Below are 17,739 nucleotides of genomic sequence, written 5' to 3' on the forward strand. Positions count from 1 at the left end.
CGACAGGCCGACGCAGACAGACCTACCGGCGCACGTGCAGCCGCACGAGTGTGGGGGCGTCGTCCTGGATCTCGCGGCGGATCTTCCCCACGATGTCGTGGTCCAGCTTGCTCACCACCGCCCCCACGTCGGCCGTCTCCGGACAGGACAGGGCGATGCGCACACCGTCCGGCCCGACCCGCACCCCCGCCCGGCCCAGCCCTTCCACGCCCTTGAGCCCGACGTGCAGCATGGCCGTGCCCGTGCCGTTGCGGGCGCCGCGGCGGCCCCAGCCCAGGCAGAGCAGCAGCCAGCGGAGGGCGCCCAGGGACAGCAGGAGCAGGGCCAGGGCAAGGGCCCACAGCAGCCAGGGCTCGGCGGCCAGGGCTCGGGACGCCTGGGCGGGGAGGATCTTCGTGTTCGGCGGCAGGTCGAAGAGACGTCCCTGGCCGCGGAGCCAGGCGTACGCGCCCAGTCCCGCCAGCGTGCTGCCGACGATGGCCAGGCCGATGCGGTTGCCGGCGTATTGACGCATCACGGTCCCTTTCTGCGCAGGCGGACGACGACCTCGCCGGTGCCGAGTGTGCCCACCCCGGCCAGCCGGTCGCCGACCGCGGTGCCGACCTGCCTGAGCATCGAACCCGAGCTCTCGGCCCCGGTCATCACGGTGACCTCGATGGTGCGCCTGCGCAGCCGTACCCGGGCCTTGTCGACCCCGGCCACCTGCTGGGCGGCCGCCCGCAGGGTGCGGCGCAGGCCGGAGCGGGTGATGCCGATGACGATCAGCGGATCGGCGGTCTGCACCGGCACCAGCCGGCAGCGGCCGGGCACGATCGCGAGCAGCACCATCAGCGTGCCCGCGCCCGTCGTCACCAGGGCGGCCGTGGCCGCCTCCCGCCACGTCGTTTTACCGGCGACCTCGATGAGTTCGTTCACCGGGACCCAGCCGAGCGGGTGCCCGAGCAGCGCCGACACCACCTCTGCCGCGGTCGTCCCCAGCCCGGCCGCCAGCGCGAGCGAGACGACGGCTCCCGGCAGGGTGCGCGCCGGCCTGAGCGCTCTCCTCGCCGTACGCAGCGCGGTGTGTGGCGTGGTGGTGGCGGGGGCGCCGGGGCGTTGCTGCTGAAGCGTGGTCATCACAACGACAGACGTACATGGGGCACGCACGACCTGAACCGCCCCCTCGCCGCCGATTTGCCCGAACATTACGGGGAGCCGGACGAATATGAATTGCCCTCATATTCATTTGCCCCATAATGCCGTTACCCTGCTCGTATGGACGACCGCCAGCGTTACGACCGCGCCACAGCGGCCCTGGAGCCGCCCTTCGCGATCATCGACCTGGCGGCCATGCGTGCCAATGCGGCCGACCTCGTACGGCGGGCGGCCGGCAAGCCGATCCGGGTGGCCAGCAAGTCGGTACGCAGCCGCGCGGTGCTCGAACGTGTCCTGGCCATGGACGGCTTCCGCGGGATCATGGCCTTCACGCTGCCCGAGGCGCTGTGGCTGGCCGGCCATGGCTTCACCGACATCCTCGTGGCCTACCCGACGGCCGACCGGCACGCTCTGGCGACGCTGGCCGGGGATCCACGGGTGGCCGGCCACGTCACGGTGACCATCGACTCCGCGGCTCACCTGGACTTCATCGAGGCGGCCGTGGCGGCGGCGCGGCCACGCGCTGAGATCCGGGTATGCATCGACCTCGATGCCGGATATACCGCCTTTGGCGGGAAATTTCGGGCGGGCGCTCTCCGGTCGCCCATCCGCGACGCCGAGCAGGCCGCCGACCTGGCCGCCGCCGTCGCCAAACGACCGGGCTTCCGGCTGGCCGGCCTGCTGGCGTACGAGGCCCAGATCGCCGGCATCGGCGACGCCCCGCCGGGGAAGACTGTGTACGCCCGCGCCATCCGCCTCATGCAGGCGCAATCGGCCAGGGAGCTCATCATGAGGCGCGGCCGCATCGTGAACGCCGTCCGCCAGGTCGCCGACCTCGAGTTCGTCAACGCCGGCGGCACAGGGTCCATCGAGCGGACCGTACGTGAGAAGGCGATCACGGAGGTCGCCGCCGGCTCCGGCCTGTTCCATCCCCGGTTGTTCGACTTCTACCGCCGTTTCACCGGCCACCCTGCCGCCTTGTTCGCGCTGCCCGTGGTGCGCCGGCCGGGCCCGGACACGGTGACGGTGCTCGGCGGCGGCTACGTGGCCTCCGGGCAGGCGGGGCCGAGCCGGCTGCCGCAGCCGTACCTGCCCGCCGGCCTGCGGTACGCACCCGACGAAGGCGCGGGCGAGGTGCAGACGCCGCTGCTCGGCCAGGCGGCCCAGGATCTGCGGATCGGGGACAGGGTGTGGTTCAGGCACGCCAAGGCGGGCGAGCTGTGCGAGCGCTTCGACACCCTGCACCTCGTCGACGGTGACACGCTCGTGGAGGCGGTGCCCACGTACAGGGGCGAGGGCCAGACCTTCCTCTGAAGGCGAGGCCCTGCTCGCCAGGTCTTACGCAGACGTCAGATGCGGCGACGGCGACGCCGCCACAGCACGATGGCGGCCCCCACGGCCAGCGCCGCGCCCACCCCGATCAGCACCGGGGCCAGGTTGGGCCGCTCCTCTTCCCACACCCCTTCCGGGTGGTCGCCGAATTCGACCGGCTTCGGCGTCACTCCCAGGGCATCGCCCACGGAGGCCACGAAATGCCCGGCCCGGCTCTTGACGTCGGCCACCGTACGCTCGGCGACCCGCTTGGGGCTCACCCGGTCGGCAATGGCGTCGACCGTCTGCGCCAACTCCGCGCGTGTACGCGCGATCCGCCGCTCCAGCTCGTCGGGATCGGTGTCAGCCATGGCTCTCCTTTCGACCGTATGCGGGGTAGCGCCCGCTCCGCGTGCCGTGCGAGCTCCGTCCGGTCTGGTCCTGATCAGTCTGTCAGGTCGCTCCACCGCACGGCACGGTGGCAGGGCCGGTAGCCGGTAGGTTTGCGGGGGAGAAACTCAGGAGGGCCCCGTGACAGATACCCAGCAGACCGAAACCAAGCTCGCACCCGGCGACGCCGCGCCCGGCTTCACGCTACCCACCGCGGACGGCGGCACCGTCTCGCTCGATGCCTACCGCGGCAAGCGAGTGATCCTCTATTTCTACCCTGCCGCGATGACGCCCGGCTGCACCAAGCAGGCCTGTGATTTCCGCGACAACCTGGCCCAGTTGACGGATGAGGGTTTCGTGGTGCTCGGCGTGTCGAAGGACAAGCCGGCGAAACTCGCCAAGTTCGCCGAGCGCGACGCGCTGACCTTTCCCCTGCTGTCGGACCCCGAACTGGCCGTCCATCAGGCGTACGGGGCTTACGGCGCGAAGAAGTTGTACGGCAAGGAGGTAGTAGGCGTCATTCGCTCGACGTTCGTCATCGACGGCGAGGGGAAGATCGAGCAGGCCCTCTACAACGTGAAGGCCACCGGGCACGTGGCGTCGCTGAAGAAGAAGCTGGGCCTGGCCTGACCCGGCCGGGGGGCCTTCCCTCACGAGGGCCTCGCGCCGTCTTCATAAAGGAAACCGGGTCGTCATCACTGTGGCCCCTGTGCGCGCGGGGAGCGCTAAACTATGTGAGGCCTGCTTTGGGCGGGACGGCGCGGGCGTGGCGAAATGGCATACGCGGCAGGTTTAGGTCTTGTTGGTGGAGACACCGTGGGGGTTCGAGTCCCCCCGCCCGCACATCTGACTGTCGGATCGGCTCTGCTTTCTTCCAGCGAATGTGGCCGTTTGTGAGTGGCAGTTCGGGCACAGCAGACGCAGGTTATCCTCGCGGTTGTCCAGCGGGCCGCCGTTAGCGCACGTCGGAGGATGCGTCCTGGGGTGCGGCCTGTGCCAGGAGGCCCGTACCACCAGAGTGGCACGCGGATCCTTGCCGTGTGCGGTCGAAGCCGGACGTGTCGATGTCGTAGCGGGCGATGCGGCGCAGGACACGTCGCCGGTTCGTTTCGGTGACCGGCAGATTGAGAAGGCGCATCATCGACACGACCGAGCGTGACGCCTCGGCGGCCGATCTGACGTCCGCCTCGCTGAGCCGGATGGGCCGAAATCCGGCCGGTTCGGGCACGGCCGTACGCGTGAAGCTGACGGCGGATCTGCTACGCGGGATCCCCAGGTGGTTGAGCACTCCCTTGATGCCGGTTGATGCGGCCACAGTTGTGTATTTACATGGGGATACGCGCGGAAAGTAGAGCTGTAGCGAAGGGCGCCGGCTCTTCTGGGGTGGGGTCGATGTCCGGCATGGAGAAAGCCTAGGCGTGCCGAATGACAAATTCCGAATGAAGCTGCTCATGACCGACTCGCTATTTCCCGAAATTGGCCATTTTTCCCGCATTTAGGTATTGGGCTTTGCGGGCTTCATCGGTCACTGATCTTGCGGCGAATCTTCCAGAGTGCACCTCCGAAGCGTGACAACGCCTATACCATCGGTCACCGATGAATGACAGGAGGCAGGCCGTGTTCCACGAGCGCAAGCCGAGTGTCCGGTGGGTTCTTCCCGAGGGGCAGTACAACCCCTTGGTCGGGGAGGGAATGCGGTGGCTCGACTATGAGCGGGCCGCCGAGGTGGATGCCGCGCCCATGCCCGGTGACGGGGCTGCCGAGGGCACGACCACCTTAGAGCCTGTCGACGTGCCGGAGCCCGTGGACACGCCTGGCGCGGGTCGGCCTGGCGATGCGCCGCCGCCCTCTGCCGATTCCGGCCCGGCGTTTCTGGGCGAATGCCGTGCGGCGCCCGCCGCCGAATCCGGCCTGGCACCCCTCAGCGGATACCGTGCGACGCCCGCTATCGAGTCCGGCGTGGCGCCTGCTCCCGACTCGCGCGCTGCGCCTGCGGTCGAGTCACGAACCGTGCCGCCGAGCAATGGCGAGGGTGCCACCGTGGTCTCTGATCTGCGGTTCGACCTTCTGGAGGTGCCTGCCGAGCGCACCACGGAGGGTGACTGGTTCGAGCGGCCGCACCGGCCGCCGAGGCTCGCCGACTGCCGCCCGTACGGCGTGCCGGGCGGGCTCGCGCAGCCCGACCCGCAGGTGGAGCGGGACCTGATCGAGGCGTTGCCGCCGGGCACCCGCTTCCCCGACCCGCGCGGCACCTGGATACGACTCATCAACGGCGGCGGGCCCGCCGACGACCCGTTCCGGGCCTCCAACGCGGCCGACTGCGCGCTGGCCGTCATGTCCACCTGGCACGGTGAGCCTGCCACGGCCGCGCCCAGACTGCCCGAGTACGACCGGATCGGCCGCCCGCTGCTGACCGGCGAGCGCGACAGCCGGGCCAGGATCGAGCGGTGGGTGGGGCAGCGCCTGGAGTACGCCGGCCAGGGCCGGCACGCGTACCCGATGATCGCGCGGCGGCTGATCGAGGCCGCGCACGGGGCCTGCGCCGTCATCGTTGTGCGCTGGCCGGGAGGCGGCACCCACGCCTGGAACGCGGTCAATGCCGACGGTGAGGTGATCTGGATCGACGCGCAGCGGGGGCACATGTCCGTCGAGCCGCCGTACACGACGGTGACCGGGGTGTTCTGTGTGATCCTCGACCGGCAGGGGCAGCCGCGATGAATCTGGATCAGGCTCGGGCCCTGGCCGAGGAGTACTTCAACGGGGTACGGCCGCTCGACGAGGCGCTGCCTGTGGGGATTTTCGGGTTCCACGACGGATATGTCGCCTGGGTGCGGGAGCTCGATCCCGACGATCCCGGCACGTTGCCGGAGACGGTCGGCGGCGGGTGCATCGTGATCGACCGGGCCACGGGTGAGGTGGTGGCCCGTCCGCTGCTCGACCCGGAGACGGTCGCCGAGTTGTGGCCGGGTCCCGTCCCCCGATGACGGGTGGAGTGCGGAAAGGGCCGGGCGCCGCCCCCATGAGACGCCCGACCCTTGGCGTGCGGGCTGCTGGGGACGAGATACCGGAGCAGCCCGCGCGCGTGTTCCCTCTATCCGTGTTCTCCGGATTTATTCGCCTTAAGGCCTGTTCGTCCGGTCAGCCGGTCGCCAGCGCGCCGACGATCGAGGCCCGTGCCGCACGTCGGGCCGGCAGGATGGCGGCCACCACACCCGCCGCCCCCGACAACACCACGAACAGCAGGATCTGCGGCACCGGCACCGACAACACGGCCCCGTCCAGCATGGCCATCACGGCGGCCCATCCGAACACACCGCCCAGCACGACCCCGACCAGCGCCCCGATCAGGCCCAGCACCAGCGCCTCGATGGACAACATCCGGCGCAGCTGCGGCCTGGTCAGCCCGAGAGCCCGCAGCAGCGCCGACTCCCTGGTGCGTTCGTGGACCGACAACGACAGAGTGTTCGCGATGCCCAGCAGCGAGATCAGGATCGCCAGCCCCAGCAGCCCGGTGACGATCATGAGCAGCATGTCCAGTGTCTCGTCGAACTGGCCACGCACCTCGGTCGAGCTCGACAGCTGGACGGTCGGGTGGGTGGCGACGGCGGCCTCCACCACGGCGCGGGCCCGTTCGGCCGGCACCCCGTCGCGGATGTTGATCATCACGCTGGAGTCGGGCAGCCGGTCGAAGTAGGTGTCGAACGGCTGCTCGGCAACGGTGAGGGCAGGCAGCGTGGAGTTGGCGCCGTTCAGCACGGCGACCACGCGCAACGGCACGGTCCCCGCCAGGTCGGTCCTGGCCCGCACGGTGCCGCCGACCGTCACGCCCAGCTCCGTGGCTGCGTAGTCGAGCAGCGCCACCTCACCGGCGGACAACCCGGTCATGGACCCGGACACGACCTCGGGGGTGACGGTCCCGTGGAAGGTCCCGATGGCGTAGGACCGCCCCGCCACCTTGGTCGGCGTCCGGCGGATCTGCAGCACGGAGGCCAGCTCCGGCTTGCCGCGCAGTTCCTGCGCCACCGACCGGGGCACGCCGTCCTCGCGCCCCTGCGCGCCCAGCATGTAGTCGACGGGGAACTGCTCGTCGAGCTTGGTGAACACGGTCACCCGCGTGGACGCGCTGAGCACCGAGATCAACGTCATGAGCGTGACCCCGATGGTGAGCGCGACGGTCGTGGTGGCGGCCCGCGCGGGGTTGCGGGCGGAGTTGTCCAGCGCGAGCCGTCCCGGTACGCCGAACATCCGGGCCGGGATCCAACCGACCGCCGCGCTCAGCGGCTTGACCAGCACCGGCCCGAGGATCAGCACGGCCAGGAAGGTCAGCGCGCCCCCGGCCATCACGACGAACAACGTGGGCGGCTCGCCGGGCTGCATACCCCACACCCCGAAGCCGGTCGTCCCCATCCCGGCCAGCAGGAACAACGCCGCGAAGCCCCAGCGCAGCAGCCCGGTGCGGTACGTCTGCTCCTCCACCTGCGTACGCAGGGCGGCCACCGGCGGGACCCGCGTGGCCGACCGGGCGGGCAGCAGCGCCGCGCACACCGTGACCACCAGGCCGACGGCCAGGCCGATGGCGATCGTGGCCGGGGCCAGCGTGACGGTCGCGTCGGTGGGCAGCGGGGCGTCGAACGCGCCGATGACCGTGAGGGCGAGCATCGCGAGGCCGTACCCGATGACCAGGCCGAACGCGGAGGCGAGCAGGCCGACCACCACGGACTCCAGCACGATCGAGCCGAACACCTGACCTCGTGTGGCCCCGATGCACCGCAGCAGAGCCATCTCCCTGGTCCGCTGCGCCACGAGGATGCCGAAGGTGTTGTAGATGACCAGCGCGGCCACCATCATCGCCACCGCGCCGAACATCAGCAGCCCCATGGTCAGCGTCCGCATCTCGAACCCGGCCGCCTTGGCCAGCTCGGCGGCCAGCTCGTCGCCGGTCTTGACCACGGCGCCTGCCCCGGCGGCCGCCGCAACGAGCTGCTTCAAGCCGGCGGCCTCGCCGGCGACATCGATCTCGCGGTACCCCTTCGCGCCGGTCATCCGCTGCGCGGTGGCCGTGGTGAGGCCGACCACGCCGGTGTATGCCAGCTCCTGGTCCACGCCGGGATCGAGCAGGCCGACCAGCTTGAACCGGTGCTCGCTCCGCGAGCCGTCGAGTACGGTGATCGTGTCGCCGATCTGGAATCCCTGGGCCTTGGCGGTGTTCTCGTCGAGCACGGCGGCCTGGTCGTCGCTGCCGGGGCCGGAGCCGGAGACGATGGTGGTGCGATCCAACGGGCCACGGACGATCGAGACGGCCGTGGTGGGCACGCTTCCGACGGCCTTGCCGTTCTTGCCGAGCAGCGGCGCGGGCTCCTTGATCAGGCCCTGCGCTTCGGTCACGCCCTCGATGGCGCGCACCCGCTCCAAGATCTTTTCAGACAGGACGCCGTCGGGGTCCTTCGGCAGCACGGCCACGTCGACCTTGTCGGCGTCGGCCGTGACCCGCTGCGAGAATCCCGCCTGGATGGTGTCGTTCAGCACGAACGTGCCCGCGATGAACCCCACCCCCAGCGTGATCGCCAGCGAGGTGAGCAGCAGCCGGAGCCGGTGCGCGCGCAGCCCGGCCAGTGCCGTCTTCAGCACCTCAGCCCTCCAGCTTCACGAGCGTGTCCAGCACGGACTGCGGCGTCGGCGCGGCGATCTCGGTGACCAGCTCGCCGTCGCGCAGGAAGACCACACGGTCGGCGTACGCGGCCGCCACCGGGTCGTGCGTGACCATGACGATGGTCTGCCCCAGCTCGCGTACGGACGTGCGCAGGAAGGAAAGGATCTCGGCGCCGCTGCGCGAGTCCAGGTTGCCCGTCGGCTCGTCGGCGAAGATCACCTGCGGCTTGCTGATCAGCGCCCTGGCCACGGCCACGCGCTGCTGCTGGCCGCCGGACAGCTCGGTCGGCCGGTGCGCCAGCCGGTCACGCAGCCCGACCGTGTCGATCACCCGGTCGAACAGCGCCTGGTCGGCCTGGCGGGCGGAGATGTCGAGCGGCAGGCGGATGTTCTGCTCGGCGGTCAGCGTGGGCAGCAGATTGAACGCCTGGAAGACGAAGCCGATCCGCTCGCGGCGCAGCAGCGTGAGCCGCCGATCGGTCAGCCTGGTCAGCTCCACGTCGCCGATGTGCACGGTGCCGGAGGTGGCGGTGTCGAGCCCGGCCAGGCAGTGCATCAGCGTGGACTTGCCGGAGCCCGACGGGCCCATGATCGCGGTGAACGCCCCGGTCGCGAAGCTCACGTTCACCCCCCGCAGGGCGTGCACCTCGGCGTCGCCGTGGCCGTACACCTTGGTCAGATTCGTCGCCACCACGGCAGGCGGGGCCTGGGTGAGCGTCACATTCACTCCTTGTCGCGGACCAGATCAACGCGAACCACGCTAGGAGTGGAAATTTCTTGATCCATGGGTCCTGAGGAGGGACTTCCCGTCGGACTTCAGATGACCCCGGTCAGACGTTCGGCTGATGGGAGGACGGACGGGTCGGCACGATCAGGCCGCTCTCGTACGCGTACACGACCACCTGCGCCCGGTCCCGCAACCCGAGCTTGGCCAGCACCCGCCCCAGATGCGTCTTCACGGTCGCCTCTGCGACCTCCAGGCGGTTCGCGATCTCCATGTTGGACAGACCGCGTGCCACCATGAGCAGCACCTCCCGCTCGCGGGGCGTCAGGTCGGCCGTCCTGGCCGGCTCTCCCGACGGCAGCTGGGCGGCGAACTGGTCCAGCATGCGCCGCAACGTGGCCGGCGCCACCACGGCGTCGCCCGCGTGCACGTGCCTGATGGCGCTGACCAGATCGTCCGGCGGCACGTCCTTCAGCAGGAAGCCGGCCGCGCCTGCCTTGACCGCCGCGAACGCGTACTCGTCCAGGTCGAACGTGGTCAGGATCAGCACCTTCGGCCCGTCGATCCGGCTGGTGGCCTCGACGCCGTCCATGTTCGGCATGCGTACGTCCATGAGCACGACGTCCACCTCGGTGGTCTTCAGCAGCTCCAGAGCCGCCACCCCGTCGCCGGCCTCGGCCACCACCTCGATGTCCGGCTGCGCTCCCAGCACCATCCTGAAGCCGGCGCGCAGCAACTCCTGGTCGTCGACCAACATCACCCGTATCACCAGGCCGCCTCCTCCTACGCCGCTTTGACCATGGGCAACCTGGCCAGCACTTCGAAGCCGCCGCCAGAGCGCGGGCCCGCCCACACCGCGCCGCCGTACATGCCGACCCGCTCGCGCATGCCGATCAGCCCGTGGCCGTCGGGACTGCGCGGGGCCGCGGCGCCCCTGCCGTCGTCGGTCACGCGGACGAGCAGGTCGGGACCGCCGTACTCGATCTCGACGAGCGCCTCGGCACCTGGGCCGCCGTGCTTGAGCGCGTTCGTGAGGGCCTCCTGGACGATGCGGTAGATCGCGAGCTGCTGGCCCTCGGGCAGTTCGCTGGGCACGCCGGTGACGCGCAGCCGGGCGGGCACGGCCGAGCCGCGGATCAGCTCCTCCAGCTGGGCCAGCCCAGGCTGGGGGGTGTAGTCGGTCTCGCCGTGCTCGTTCTCGCGCAGCACGCCGACCAGTCTGCGCATCTCGGCGAGCGCGGCCCGGCCGGTCTTGGCGATGGTCCTGACGGCCTGACGGGCCTGCTCCGGGTCTCTGTCCAGGGCGAAGCCGGCGCCGTCGGCCTGCACCACCATCACGCTGACGTTGTGGGCCACGACGTCGTGCAACTCCCTGGCGATCCTGGCGCGCTCGGCCGCGGCGGCCATCCTGGCCTGCTGGTCCCGCTCGCGTTCGGCTCGCTCGGCGCGTTCCTCCAGGCCTTCCAGGTAGCGGCGGCGGGTGTTGGCGTACAGGCCGGTCAGCCAGATCGTGACCACGAAGATGGAGCCGCTGAAGAACATCCCGAAAGTCGCGGGCTCCTCCCAGCTGACCAACGCCATGAACACGCCCAGCTCCGCCACCAGGCCGGCGGCCAGCGCCCAGCGGAACGAGCACTCGTAGGCCACCGCCCACAGCGCCACCAGCACGGAGAGGTTGGCAGGCAGCAGGTTGACGTCCGCTACCCACTGGCCGAAGCAGATCAGCGAGATGGCCGAGAACGCGGCGAGCGGCCGGCCCGGCCACAACAACGGCACCAGCAACAGGACCGACAGCCCCACGTAGCCGGCCAAGCCGACATATTGGCCACCGCCCGGGGATGTGTTGGTCACGAACGGCACCCCGAGAATCGTGCACAGCGCGGCGAGAGGCGCGACCCGGAGGGCGCCCGCCAGCTTCTCATGGCGCCTGGACCACGCCCGTACCCTGCCGAACACATCCTCACGATATGTAAGCCGGGGCCGCCGTAGGTCCGTCTGCAGGCGGAAGTACGAGTACGACCCAGGTCGCACACAACGCAGGTCTTACGCGGGTCTTACGGTGGTTTGGCCATCCTCTATACCGGGAGCGCCCCTCCGGCGGGCGAGTAAAGGGAGATCGTGATGGCGGATCATGATCGCGACGATGGGTCGCGCGGTGACGAGGAAGCACCGCGCGACCCCGCCCGGGAGGAGCCTGCGGCCCCCTCGAACGAGCGCGACACGGACGTGTACCCCGAGCAGTCCAACCTGAAGTACGGAGAAATCCCCCCGGGCCCCGGTCCTCACGCCGGCCAGGACCACACCACGGCCGCGCACACCATGCCGGGATCAGCCGGCTGGGGTTCGTCCCGCCGTCCCGACACCTCTTTCCGCGACTTCATCCGGCAGAAGCCGGCCCAGATCGTCGGCGCCGGCCTCATCGGCCTCGTCGTGGGTGCGCTGTCCGGCGGCACCACGGTGGCGCTGGTGAGCAATCTGGGCGACCGGCATGACCATCATCGCGTGTATCTGGAATCTCCCGGCTGGGGACCGCAACGCTTCGTGGTCCCGGAACGACGCCTTGACGTCTGCGAGGACACCGGTGATGGCATCGTCTGCGAGGCGCCGTTCGACATGAGGGTCCGACCCGATACGGAGCCGACCAGCAACGGTTAGGCCGTGCGTTCGCCACGTGTGAGGTCGATCAGCACTCGATGACGTTGACGGCCAGGCCGCCTCGCGACGTCTCCTTGTATTTGTCCAGCATGTCCCGGCCGGTGTCCCTCATGGTCTTGATGGCCTTGTCGAGGGCCACATAGTGCTTCCCGTCGCCGCGCAAGGCGATCCTCGCCGCGGTGATCGCCTTGTTGGAGGCGACCGCGTTGCGTTCGATGCACGGGATCTGGACCAGGCCGCCGATCGGGTCGCAGGTCAGGCCCAGGTTGTGTTCGATGCCGATCTCTGCGGCGTTCTCGACCTGCTCCGGCGTGCCGCCCATGACCTCCGTGAGGGCGGCCGAGGCCATCGAGCAGGCCGAGCCGACCTCGCCCTGGCAGCCCACCTCGGCGCCCGAGATCGAGGCGTTCTCCTTGAACAGGACGCCGATGGCGGCCGCCGTGAGGAGGAAGCGGACCACGCCGTCGTCGTCGGCGTGGGGGACGAAGCGGGTGTAGTACGTCAGGACGGCCGGGATGATGCCGGCGGCGCCGTTGGTGGGGGCGGTGACGATGCGGCCGCCCGCGGCGTTCTCCTCGTTGACCGCCAGCGCGAACAACGTCACCCAGTCCATGGCCTGCAGCGGGTCCTTCTCCGGCGGCTCGGTCTGCAGGCGGCGGTAGAGCTGGTTGGCGCGGCGCTTGACCTTCAGGCCTCCGGGCAGGACGCCTTCCTTGGCGATGCCGCGGCGCACGCAGTCCGACATGACCTGCCACAGGTTGAGGATGCCCGCGCGGATCTCCGCCTCGGTGCGGCCGAAGGCCTTCTCGTTCTCCAGCATCAGGGCGGAGATCGACAGGCCGGTGTTCGAGCAGTGCTTGAGGAGCTCCTCGCCCGTGGTGAAGGGGTAGGGGAGCACGGTGTCGTCCGGCTTGATGCGGTCGGCGCCGGTGGCCTGCTCGTCCACGACGAAGCCGCCGCCGACCGAGAAGTAGACCTTCTCCCGCAGAGCGTCGCCGTCCGCGGTGTAGGCGGTGAAGCGCATGCCGTTCGGGTGCTCGGGGAGCGAGATCTTGCGTTCGAAGATCAGGTCCTCGCCGACGACGAAGGGGATCTCGTGAGTGCCGTACAGCTTGACCGTGCCCGACGCGCGCATCGCGGCCAGGCGCTCGTCGATCGAGTCCACGTCCACGAGTTCGGGCTTCTCGCCCGACAGGCCCAGCAGGACGGCCTTGTCGCTGCCGTGGCCCTTGCCGGTGAGGCCGAGTGAGCCGTACAGGATGGCCTCGACGCGCGCCACGCGCGGCAGGAGGCCGTCCTCGTGCAGGCCTCGGGCGAACTTGTGCGCGGCGGCCATCGGGCCGCCCGTGTGGGAGCTGGAGGGGCCGATGCCTATCTTGAAGAGGTCGAAGACGCTGATCGCCATTGATGGCGCCTTTCGTGGCAAGGCCGGGGCCCGGCATTGGCCAGGGCCCCGGCGAAGTGGGTCAGGACTCGCCTGAGGTGAGCGCGGCGTACTCCTCGGCGGACAGCAGGTCCTCCGTGTCGCCTTCCATGCGGACGCGGAACATCCAGCCCTCGCCGTACGGGTCGCTGTTGACCAGCGACGGGTCGTCCACCACGGCCTGGTTGACCTCGACGACCTCGCCGCCGACAGGCGTGTAGATCTCGCTCACGGACTTGGTGGACTCCACCTCGCCGATGGAGTCGCCGCCCTCGACGGTCGAACCGACCTCGGGGAGCTGCACGTAAACCACGTCACCGAGGGCGTCGGCGGCGTAGGCCGTGATGCCGACGGTCACGGTCAGCCCGTCATCGAGCCCGGCCACCCACTCGTGCTCCTTGGTGTAGCTCAGCTCGTTAGGGATGTTGCTCACTTCTTCCTCCTGTAAAAGGGCAGCTCTACCAGGTCCATAGGTTCTTGGCTGCCCCGGATGTCCACAGCCAGGCCTTCTTCGACGCCCATGTCCACGTAGGCCATCGCAATGGGCTTGCCCAGGGTCTGGGAAGGCGCACCGCTGGTGACCTCGCCGACGACGGCGCCGTCTTTGGTGACCGGGTAACCGTGGCGCGGCACCCGGCGGCCCCGCGCGACCAGGCCGACGAGGCGGCGCCGGGGCGGGTCGTCCTTGACCGCCTCGAGCGCCGACCTGCCGACGAAGTCGCCGGGCTTGTCGAATTTCACCACTCTGCCGAGCCCCGCGTCGAACGGGGTGAGCTCGGCGCTGAGCTCGTTGCCGTACAGCGGCATGCCCGCTTCGAGGCGGAGCGTGTCGCGGCTGGACAGGCCGGCGGGCCTGATCCCGTACGGCTCGCCGGCCGCCATGAGGGCGTGCCAGAGCGGCGCGGCGTCCTCGTTCGCGACGAAGAGCTCGAAACCGTCCTCGCCGGTGTAGCCGGTGCGGGCGATCAGCGCATTCCGGCCGTCCACCAGGCCGGGCAGGCCGGCGTAGTACTTGAGGCCGTCGAGGTCGGCGTCGGTGAGCGTGGCGAGGATCTCTTGGGAGCGCGGGCCCTGGACGGCGATGAGCGCGTACTGGTCGGACCGATCCTCGACCACGACGTCGTACGACTTCGCGCGCTCCTTCAGCTCATTTCCCACTTTTTCGTAGTTCGAGGCGTTCGCCACCACCATGAACTCCTCGTCCCCGAGCCGGTAGACGATGAGGTCGTCGAGCACCCCGCCGCGCTCGTTCACGATCATGGTGTACCTGGCCCGCCCGGGAACCAGCGCCGACAGGTGCCCGACCAGCGCGTAGTCCAGGGCCTGCCCGGCCTGCGGTCCCGTCAGGAAGATCTCGCCCATGTGGGAGAGGTCGAACAGCCCGGCCGCCTGGCGCACGGCATTGTGCTCCGCGGACTCGCTGCCGTACCGGAGGGGCATGAGCCACCCCGCGAAGTCGGTCAGCGTGGCGCCGAGGCTCTCATGAACGTCTCGTAGCGGTGTCGGTCGGGACATATCGCACCTCAGGACAGGATCGGATGCCAGCATCCTCCCCCTCTGTCATCGATGCCTGAGAGCTTCGCCCGGGTTTTGCCGGACTTTCACCTTCGGCGAGGCCCACAGGCCTGCTTTCCAGAGGTCACCTACGAATGAGAAATCTGCCACGTGGGCTGCCGCTACGGTCGTACCGGGCGCGATGCGTAGGGCTGCAGTCCGCTTGTGTCAGTTTTCTTATTCGGGCCGTGCGGTCCTTTGCCTTGAGAGGTTTGCGGGGAGGGCTTGCTCCTTCAGGGACCCTGACCGGCTGTCAGGGTGCTCTCCCGCACGGTTTCGCCGGTGATGTCCGCAAGCCTAGTGCCGTTACGGGGGTCTTGTCGCGTTCGCGCCGCCCGTGAACCGCTCGGGCGGCGGTCACGTTGAAGGGGAATGAAGCGGCGAAAGACGGCCCTCGGACTCGCGGCGGCCCTGACCATCACGTCCTGCGGCGCCGAGAGTGCCGCTTCCCCCGCGCCGCCGCCTCGGTACGAGGCCAGCCTGACGGTGCTCGAAGGCGGCGGGCACGGGCCCCAGCTGTGCTCGATGGTGGCCCAGTCACTCCCGCCGCAGTGCGGCGGGCCCGACGTCGTCGGCTGGGACTGGAGCAAGGTCGAGCACGAGTCGCAGGGTGGCGTGAAATGGGGCGAGTACCGGGTGGTGGGCACCTGGGACGGCGCCAGGCTGACCTTGACGGAGCCGCCGGGGAAGCCGGTGCGGGGACAGGAGGATCCGGGCGGCGCGGACAGGTTCGCGAGCCCGTGCCCGGAACCCGCGGGCGGCTGGCGGCCCGTCGACCCCGCCAGGACGACGGAGCGGACCATGAACGAGGCGATCGAGCGGGCGCGGTCGGCCAAGGAGTTCGCGGGCGCCTGGCTCGACCGGCTCGGGCCGGAGCCCGACCCTGAGCAGGAACAGACCTCTGACGCGCGCAAATACGTGGTCAACCTGAGATTCACCGGCGATCTGCAGGGCCGCGAGAAGTGGATCCGCGAGGTGTGGGGCGGAGCGTTGTGCGTGACCGGCGCCCGGCACAGCGAGGCCGAGTTGCGGGCCATCCAGCGGGAGGCCGAGAAGGCGGTGGGCGACGGCCTCCTGTCGGCGTCGACCGACGAGATCGGGAACCGGGTGACGGTGACCACCTGGCTGGCCGGCGACGACCTGCGCCGTCAATTCGACCAGAAGTACGGCGCGGGCGTCGTCGTCTTCGACAGCATGCTGAAGCCCGTCCGGTAGCGCCGGGCCGCCTCCCTATCGGCAGGCCGCCACGAAGGATTCGAAGATCGCGCAGTCCTCGGCCGCCTCCGGGTGCCACTGCACGGCCATCGTGAACGACTCCGCGTCCATCTCGACCGCCTCGATCGTGCCGTCCTCGGCGGTGGCGGAGACCGTGAGACCGGGGGCGAGCCGGTCAATGGCCTGGTGGTGGTAGTGCGGGACCGTCACGGGCTCCGTGCCCAGCGCCTTGGCCAGGCGCGTGCCCGGCACGGGCACGACGGGCAGCGGGCCGAAGCGGCCGGGCGCGGGGGAGTGGCCCTCGTGCCCGACGACGTCGGGGAGGTGCTGGTGCAGGGTGCCGCCGCGGGCGACGTTGAGCACCTGGAGACCGCGGCAGATCCCCAGGTACGGCAGCCCGGCGTCGAGGGCGGCACCCAGGACGGCAAACTCCGCTTCGTCCCGGAAATCGCGGACATACCCGATTTTTTCCCCGGGCTCATCGCCGTACCTGGCCGGGGCGATGTCACCCCCGCCGGCCAGGATGAGCCCGTCCAGCCGCTCCACGAGCCGCGCGGGATCGCCGGCCGGCGGCAGCACGACCGGCTGCCCGCCGGCGCGGACGACCTGCTCCACGTACATGTACGGCAGCAGCGCGACGGTCATGTCCGTCCACACCGTGAACTTCGCCGGTTCGACGTAACACGTGATGCCGATGACGGGACGCACGAGGGAACCTCCTAGAGCGGAGTCACGTAGGCGCCGGAGATGCCGCCGTCCACCAGGAACTCACTGGCCGTGATGAACGACGCGTCGTCACTGGCCAGGAACGCCACCGCCGCCGCGATCTCCGACGTCTCGGCGAACCGCCCGACGGGAACGTGCACCAGCCGCCGCTGCGCCCGCTCCGGATCCTTGGCGAACAACTCCTGCAGCAACGGCGTGTTCACCGGCCCGGGGCACAGGGCGTTCACCCTGATGCCCTCCCTGGCGAACTGCACGCCGAGCTCGCGCGACATGGCCAGCACGCCGCCCTTGGAGGCCGTGTAGGAGATCTGCGACGTCGCCGACCCCATGACGGCCACGAACGACGCCGTGTTGATGATCGAGCCCTTGCCCTGCCGCTGCATGTACGGGATGACGTGCTTGCAGCACAGGTAGACGCTGGTCAGGTTGACCTCCTGGACGCGGCGCCAGGCGTCGATGCCGGTCTCCAGGATCGAGTCGTCGTCGGGCGGCGAGATGCCGGCGTTGTTGAAGGCGATGTCGACGCTGCCGTAGGTGTCGTACGCCGTCCGGAACATCCTGACGACGTCGTCCTCGTTGGTCACGTCGGCTTTGACGAAGAGACCGCCGACCTCGTTCGCGGCCTTGGCGCCCGCCTCCTCGTCGACGTCCACGCAGACGACCTTGGCGCCCTCCGCGGCGAACCTGCGAGCCGTGGCGAGCCCGATGCCGCTGCCCGCGCCCGTGATGACCGCCACCCGATCCTGCAACCGCTGCACAATCACTCCCTGCTCATTTGGTCGTTCGTCACTCCTCATTCGCTTCGCGGAGTCCCATGTCGTGCCGAAGGCGCGCCATGGGCACGTGTCGGGCCTCCACTTCGCTCACTGCGTCGGGTTCACTCCCTGCTTATTTGGTCGTTCACCGCTCCTCATTCGCTTCGCGGAGTCCCTCCTGCGTCGGGCCTCCACTTCGCTCA

General features: G+C 69.8%; 19 protein-coding genes, 1 tRNA gene, 1 pseudogene and 2 riboswitches. Of the genes and pseudogenes, 7 read left to right on the forward strand and 14 right to left on the reverse strand.

Annotated elements, in window-relative coordinates; translation table 11 throughout:
• Window positions 1-22 precede the first annotated feature (22 nt).
• Both EDD27_RS53345 and EDD27_RS53350 read right to left on the reverse strand, forming a co-directional pair.
• Window positions 23-514, reverse strand: coding sequence for a hypothetical protein (locus EDD27_RS53345; RefSeq protein ID WP_127940291.1), 492 nt, complete (start codon window positions 512-514; stop codon window positions 23-25).
• Window positions 514-1,116, reverse strand: coding sequence for a DUF6286 domain-containing protein (locus tag EDD27_RS53350; protein WP_127940292.1), 603 nt, complete (start codon window positions 1,114-1,116; stop codon window positions 514-516). Before EDD27_RS53350 ends, EDD27_RS53345 begins: the two co-directional genes overlap by 1 nt.
• A 138-nt stretch (window positions 1,117-1,254) precedes the next feature.
• Between EDD27_RS53350 and EDD27_RS53355 the strand changes: the two genes are divergently transcribed.
• Complete coding sequence (locus EDD27_RS53355; RefSeq protein ID WP_127940293.1) at window positions 1,255-2,448, forward strand: amino acid deaminase/aldolase; 1,194 nt, start codon at window positions 1,255-1,257, stop codon at window positions 2,446-2,448.
• Between the two features lie 35 nt (window positions 2,449-2,483).
• Here the strand turns inward: EDD27_RS53355 and EDD27_RS53360 are convergent, their stop codons facing one another.
• Window positions 2,484-2,816: a DUF3618 domain-containing protein gene (locus tag EDD27_RS53360; RefSeq protein WP_127940294.1), complete on the reverse strand. Its 333-nt coding sequence runs from the start codon at window positions 2,814-2,816 to the stop codon at window positions 2,484-2,486.
• Window positions 2,817-2,976: 160 nt separating this feature from the next.
• Here EDD27_RS53360 and bcp point away from each other — a divergent pair, with 160 nt between their 5' ends.
• A complete protein-coding gene (gene bcp, locus EDD27_RS53365; protein ID WP_127940295.1) occupies window positions 2,977-3,465 on the forward strand; it encodes a thioredoxin-dependent thiol peroxidase in 489 nt (162 codons plus the stop codon).
• A 130-nt stretch (window positions 3,466-3,595) separates the two neighbouring features.
• A tRNA-Leu gene (locus tag EDD27_RS53370) sits at window positions 3,596-3,678 on the forward strand.
• Window positions 3,679-3,726: 48 nt separating this feature from the next.
• Here the strand turns inward: EDD27_RS53370 and EDD27_RS59165 are convergent.
• Both EDD27_RS59165 and EDD27_RS57580 read right to left on the reverse strand, forming a co-directional pair.
• A pseudogene (locus EDD27_RS59165) lies at window positions 3,727-3,849 on the reverse strand (HNH endonuclease); the annotation flags it as partial.
• Window positions 3,791-4,150, reverse strand: a complete 360-nt coding sequence (locus EDD27_RS57580; protein WP_127940296.1) for a hypothetical protein — start codon at window positions 4,148-4,150, stop codon at window positions 3,791-3,793. The pseudogene EDD27_RS59165 and the gene EDD27_RS57580, both read right to left, overlap by 59 nt.
• Window positions 4,151-4,431: 281 nt before the next feature.
• Here EDD27_RS57580 and EDD27_RS57585 point away from each other — a divergent pair, with 281 nt between their 5' ends.
• On the forward strand, window positions 4,432-5,553 hold the full coding sequence (locus tag EDD27_RS57585) for a toxin glutamine deamidase domain-containing protein (RefSeq protein WP_241564752.1): 1,122 nt from the start codon (window positions 4,432-4,434) through the stop codon (window positions 5,551-5,553).
• Window positions 5,550-5,819: a hypothetical protein gene (locus EDD27_RS53390; protein WP_127940297.1), complete on the forward strand. Its 270-nt coding sequence runs from the start codon at window positions 5,550-5,552 to the stop codon at window positions 5,817-5,819. The genes EDD27_RS57585 and EDD27_RS53390 overlap by 4 nt, the downstream gene beginning before the upstream one ends.
• 154 nt (window positions 5,820-5,973) lie before the next feature.
• Here EDD27_RS53390 and EDD27_RS53395 read toward each other — a convergent pair whose 3' ends face one another.
• The 4 genes from EDD27_RS53395 to EDD27_RS53410 all read right to left on the reverse strand — a co-directional run bounded on the left by EDD27_RS53395 (window position 5,974) and on the right by EDD27_RS53410 (window position 11,164).
• Entirely contained in the window at window positions 5,974-8,463 is a 2,490-nt protein-coding gene (locus EDD27_RS53395) for an ABC transporter permease (RefSeq protein WP_127940298.1), read from the reverse strand.
• 1 nt (window position 8,464) lies between these two features.
• Complete coding sequence (locus EDD27_RS53400; protein WP_127940299.1) at window positions 8,465-9,205, reverse strand: ABC transporter ATP-binding protein; 741 nt, start codon at window positions 9,203-9,205, stop codon at window positions 8,465-8,467.
• A gap of 109 nt (window positions 9,206-9,314) precedes the next feature.
• Window positions 9,315-9,977, reverse strand: coding sequence for a response regulator transcription factor (locus tag EDD27_RS53405; protein WP_206642058.1), 663 nt, complete (start codon window positions 9,975-9,977; stop codon window positions 9,315-9,317).
• Between the two features lie 14 nt (window positions 9,978-9,991).
• Window positions 9,992-11,164: a sensor histidine kinase gene (locus EDD27_RS53410; protein WP_127940300.1), complete on the reverse strand. Its 1,173-nt coding sequence runs from the start codon at window positions 11,162-11,164 to the stop codon at window positions 9,992-9,994.
• 165 nt (window positions 11,165-11,329) lie between these two features.
• Here EDD27_RS53410 and EDD27_RS53415 point away from each other — a divergent pair, with 165 nt between their 5' ends.
• Complete coding sequence (locus tag EDD27_RS53415) at window positions 11,330-11,863, forward strand: hypothetical protein (RefSeq protein WP_127940301.1); 534 nt, start codon at window positions 11,330-11,332, stop codon at window positions 11,861-11,863.
• Window positions 11,864-11,891: 28 nt separating this feature from the next.
• On the opposite strand, the gene EDD27_RS53420 is transcribed toward EDD27_RS53415, so the two are convergent.
• The 3 genes from EDD27_RS53420 to gcvT all read right to left on the reverse strand — a co-directional run bounded on the left by EDD27_RS53420 (window position 11,892) and on the right by gcvT (window position 14,801).
• Window positions 11,892-13,268 (reverse strand): L-serine ammonia-lyase, encoded by a 1,377-nt coding sequence (locus EDD27_RS53420; protein ID WP_127940302.1) that lies wholly within the window; start codon window positions 13,266-13,268, stop codon window positions 11,892-11,894.
• A 61-nt stretch (window positions 13,269-13,329) separates the two neighbouring features.
• On the reverse strand, window positions 13,330-13,719 hold the full coding sequence (gene gcvH / locus EDD27_RS53425) for a glycine cleavage system protein GcvH (protein ID WP_127940303.1): 390 nt from the start codon (window positions 13,717-13,719) through the stop codon (window positions 13,330-13,332).
• Window positions 13,716-14,801, reverse strand: a complete 1,086-nt coding sequence (gene gcvT, locus EDD27_RS53430) for a glycine cleavage system aminomethyltransferase GcvT (RefSeq protein ID WP_127940304.1) — start codon at window positions 14,799-14,801, stop codon at window positions 13,716-13,718. The genes gcvH and gcvT overlap by 4 nt, the downstream gene beginning before the upstream one ends.
• Before the next feature lie 32 nt (window positions 14,802-14,833).
• A riboswitch (glycine riboswitch) is annotated at window positions 14,834-14,932 on the reverse strand.
• 89 nt (window positions 14,933-15,021) lie between these two features.
• A riboswitch (glycine riboswitch) is annotated at window positions 15,022-15,119 on the reverse strand.
• 93 nt (window positions 15,120-15,212) lie between these two features.
• Between gcvT and EDD27_RS53435 the strand changes: the two genes are divergently transcribed.
• Window positions 15,213-16,055, forward strand: coding sequence for a hypothetical protein (locus EDD27_RS53435; protein WP_127940305.1), 843 nt, complete (start codon window positions 15,213-15,215; stop codon window positions 16,053-16,055).
• A 15-nt stretch (window positions 16,056-16,070) separates the two neighbouring features.
• Here EDD27_RS53435 and EDD27_RS53440 read toward each other — a convergent pair whose 3' ends face one another.
• Both EDD27_RS53440 and EDD27_RS53445 read right to left on the reverse strand, forming a co-directional pair.
• Window positions 16,071-16,763 (reverse strand): gamma-glutamyl-gamma-aminobutyrate hydrolase family protein, encoded by a 693-nt coding sequence (locus EDD27_RS53440; protein WP_127940306.1) that lies wholly within the window; start codon window positions 16,761-16,763, stop codon window positions 16,071-16,073.
• Window positions 16,764-16,774: 11 nt separating this feature from the next.
• On the reverse strand, window positions 16,775-17,539 hold the full coding sequence (locus EDD27_RS53445; RefSeq protein ID WP_241564753.1) for a 3-oxoacyl-ACP reductase: 765 nt from the start codon (window positions 17,537-17,539) through the stop codon (window positions 16,775-16,777).
• Between the last annotated feature and the right edge of the window lie 200 nt (window positions 17,540-17,739).

Source organism: Nonomuraea polychroma (assembly GCF_004011505.1).
Taxonomy (GTDB): domain Bacteria; phylum Actinomycetota; class Actinomycetes; order Streptosporangiales; family Streptosporangiaceae; genus Nonomuraea; species Nonomuraea polychroma.

What these genes read in the sequence shown, in the direction of transcription:
- EDD27_RS53345 (WP_127940291.1), bottom strand. Translation starts at nt 514, where the DNA reads ATGCGTCAATACGCCGGCAACCGCATCGGCCTGGCCATCGTCGGCAGC.
- EDD27_RS53350 (WP_127940292.1), bottom strand. Translation starts at nt 1,116, where the DNA reads ATGACCACGCTTCAGCAGCAACGCCCCGGCGCCCCCGCCACCACCACG.
- EDD27_RS53355 (WP_127940293.1), top strand. Translation starts at nt 1,255, where the DNA reads ATGGACGACCGCCAGCGTTACGACCGCGCCACAGCGGCCCTGGAGCCG.
- EDD27_RS53360 (WP_127940294.1), bottom strand. Translation starts at nt 2,816, where the DNA reads ATGGCTGACACCGATCCCGACGAGCTGGAGCGGCGGATCGCGCGTACA.
- EDD27_RS57585 (WP_241564752.1), top strand. Translation starts at nt 4,432, where the DNA reads ATGAATGACAGGAGGCAGGCCGTGTTCCACGAGCGCAAGCCGAGTGTC.
- EDD27_RS53390 (WP_127940297.1), top strand. Translation starts at nt 5,550, where the DNA reads ATGAATCTGGATCAGGCTCGGGCCCTGGCCGAGGAGTACTTCAACGGG.
- EDD27_RS53415 (WP_127940301.1), top strand. Translation starts at nt 11,330, where the DNA reads ATGGCGGATCATGATCGCGACGATGGGTCGCGCGGTGACGAGGAAGCA.
- EDD27_RS53420 (WP_127940302.1), bottom strand. Translation starts at nt 13,268, where the DNA reads ATGGCGATCAGCGTCTTCGACCTCTTCAAGATAGGCATCGGCCCCTCC.
- gcvT (WP_127940304.1), bottom strand. Translation starts at nt 14,801, where the DNA reads ATGTCCCGACCGACACCGCTACGAGACGTTCATGAGAGCCTCGGCGCC.
- EDD27_RS53435 (WP_127940305.1), top strand. Translation starts at nt 15,213, where the DNA reads ATGAAGCGGCGAAAGACGGCCCTCGGACTCGCGGCGGCCCTGACCATC.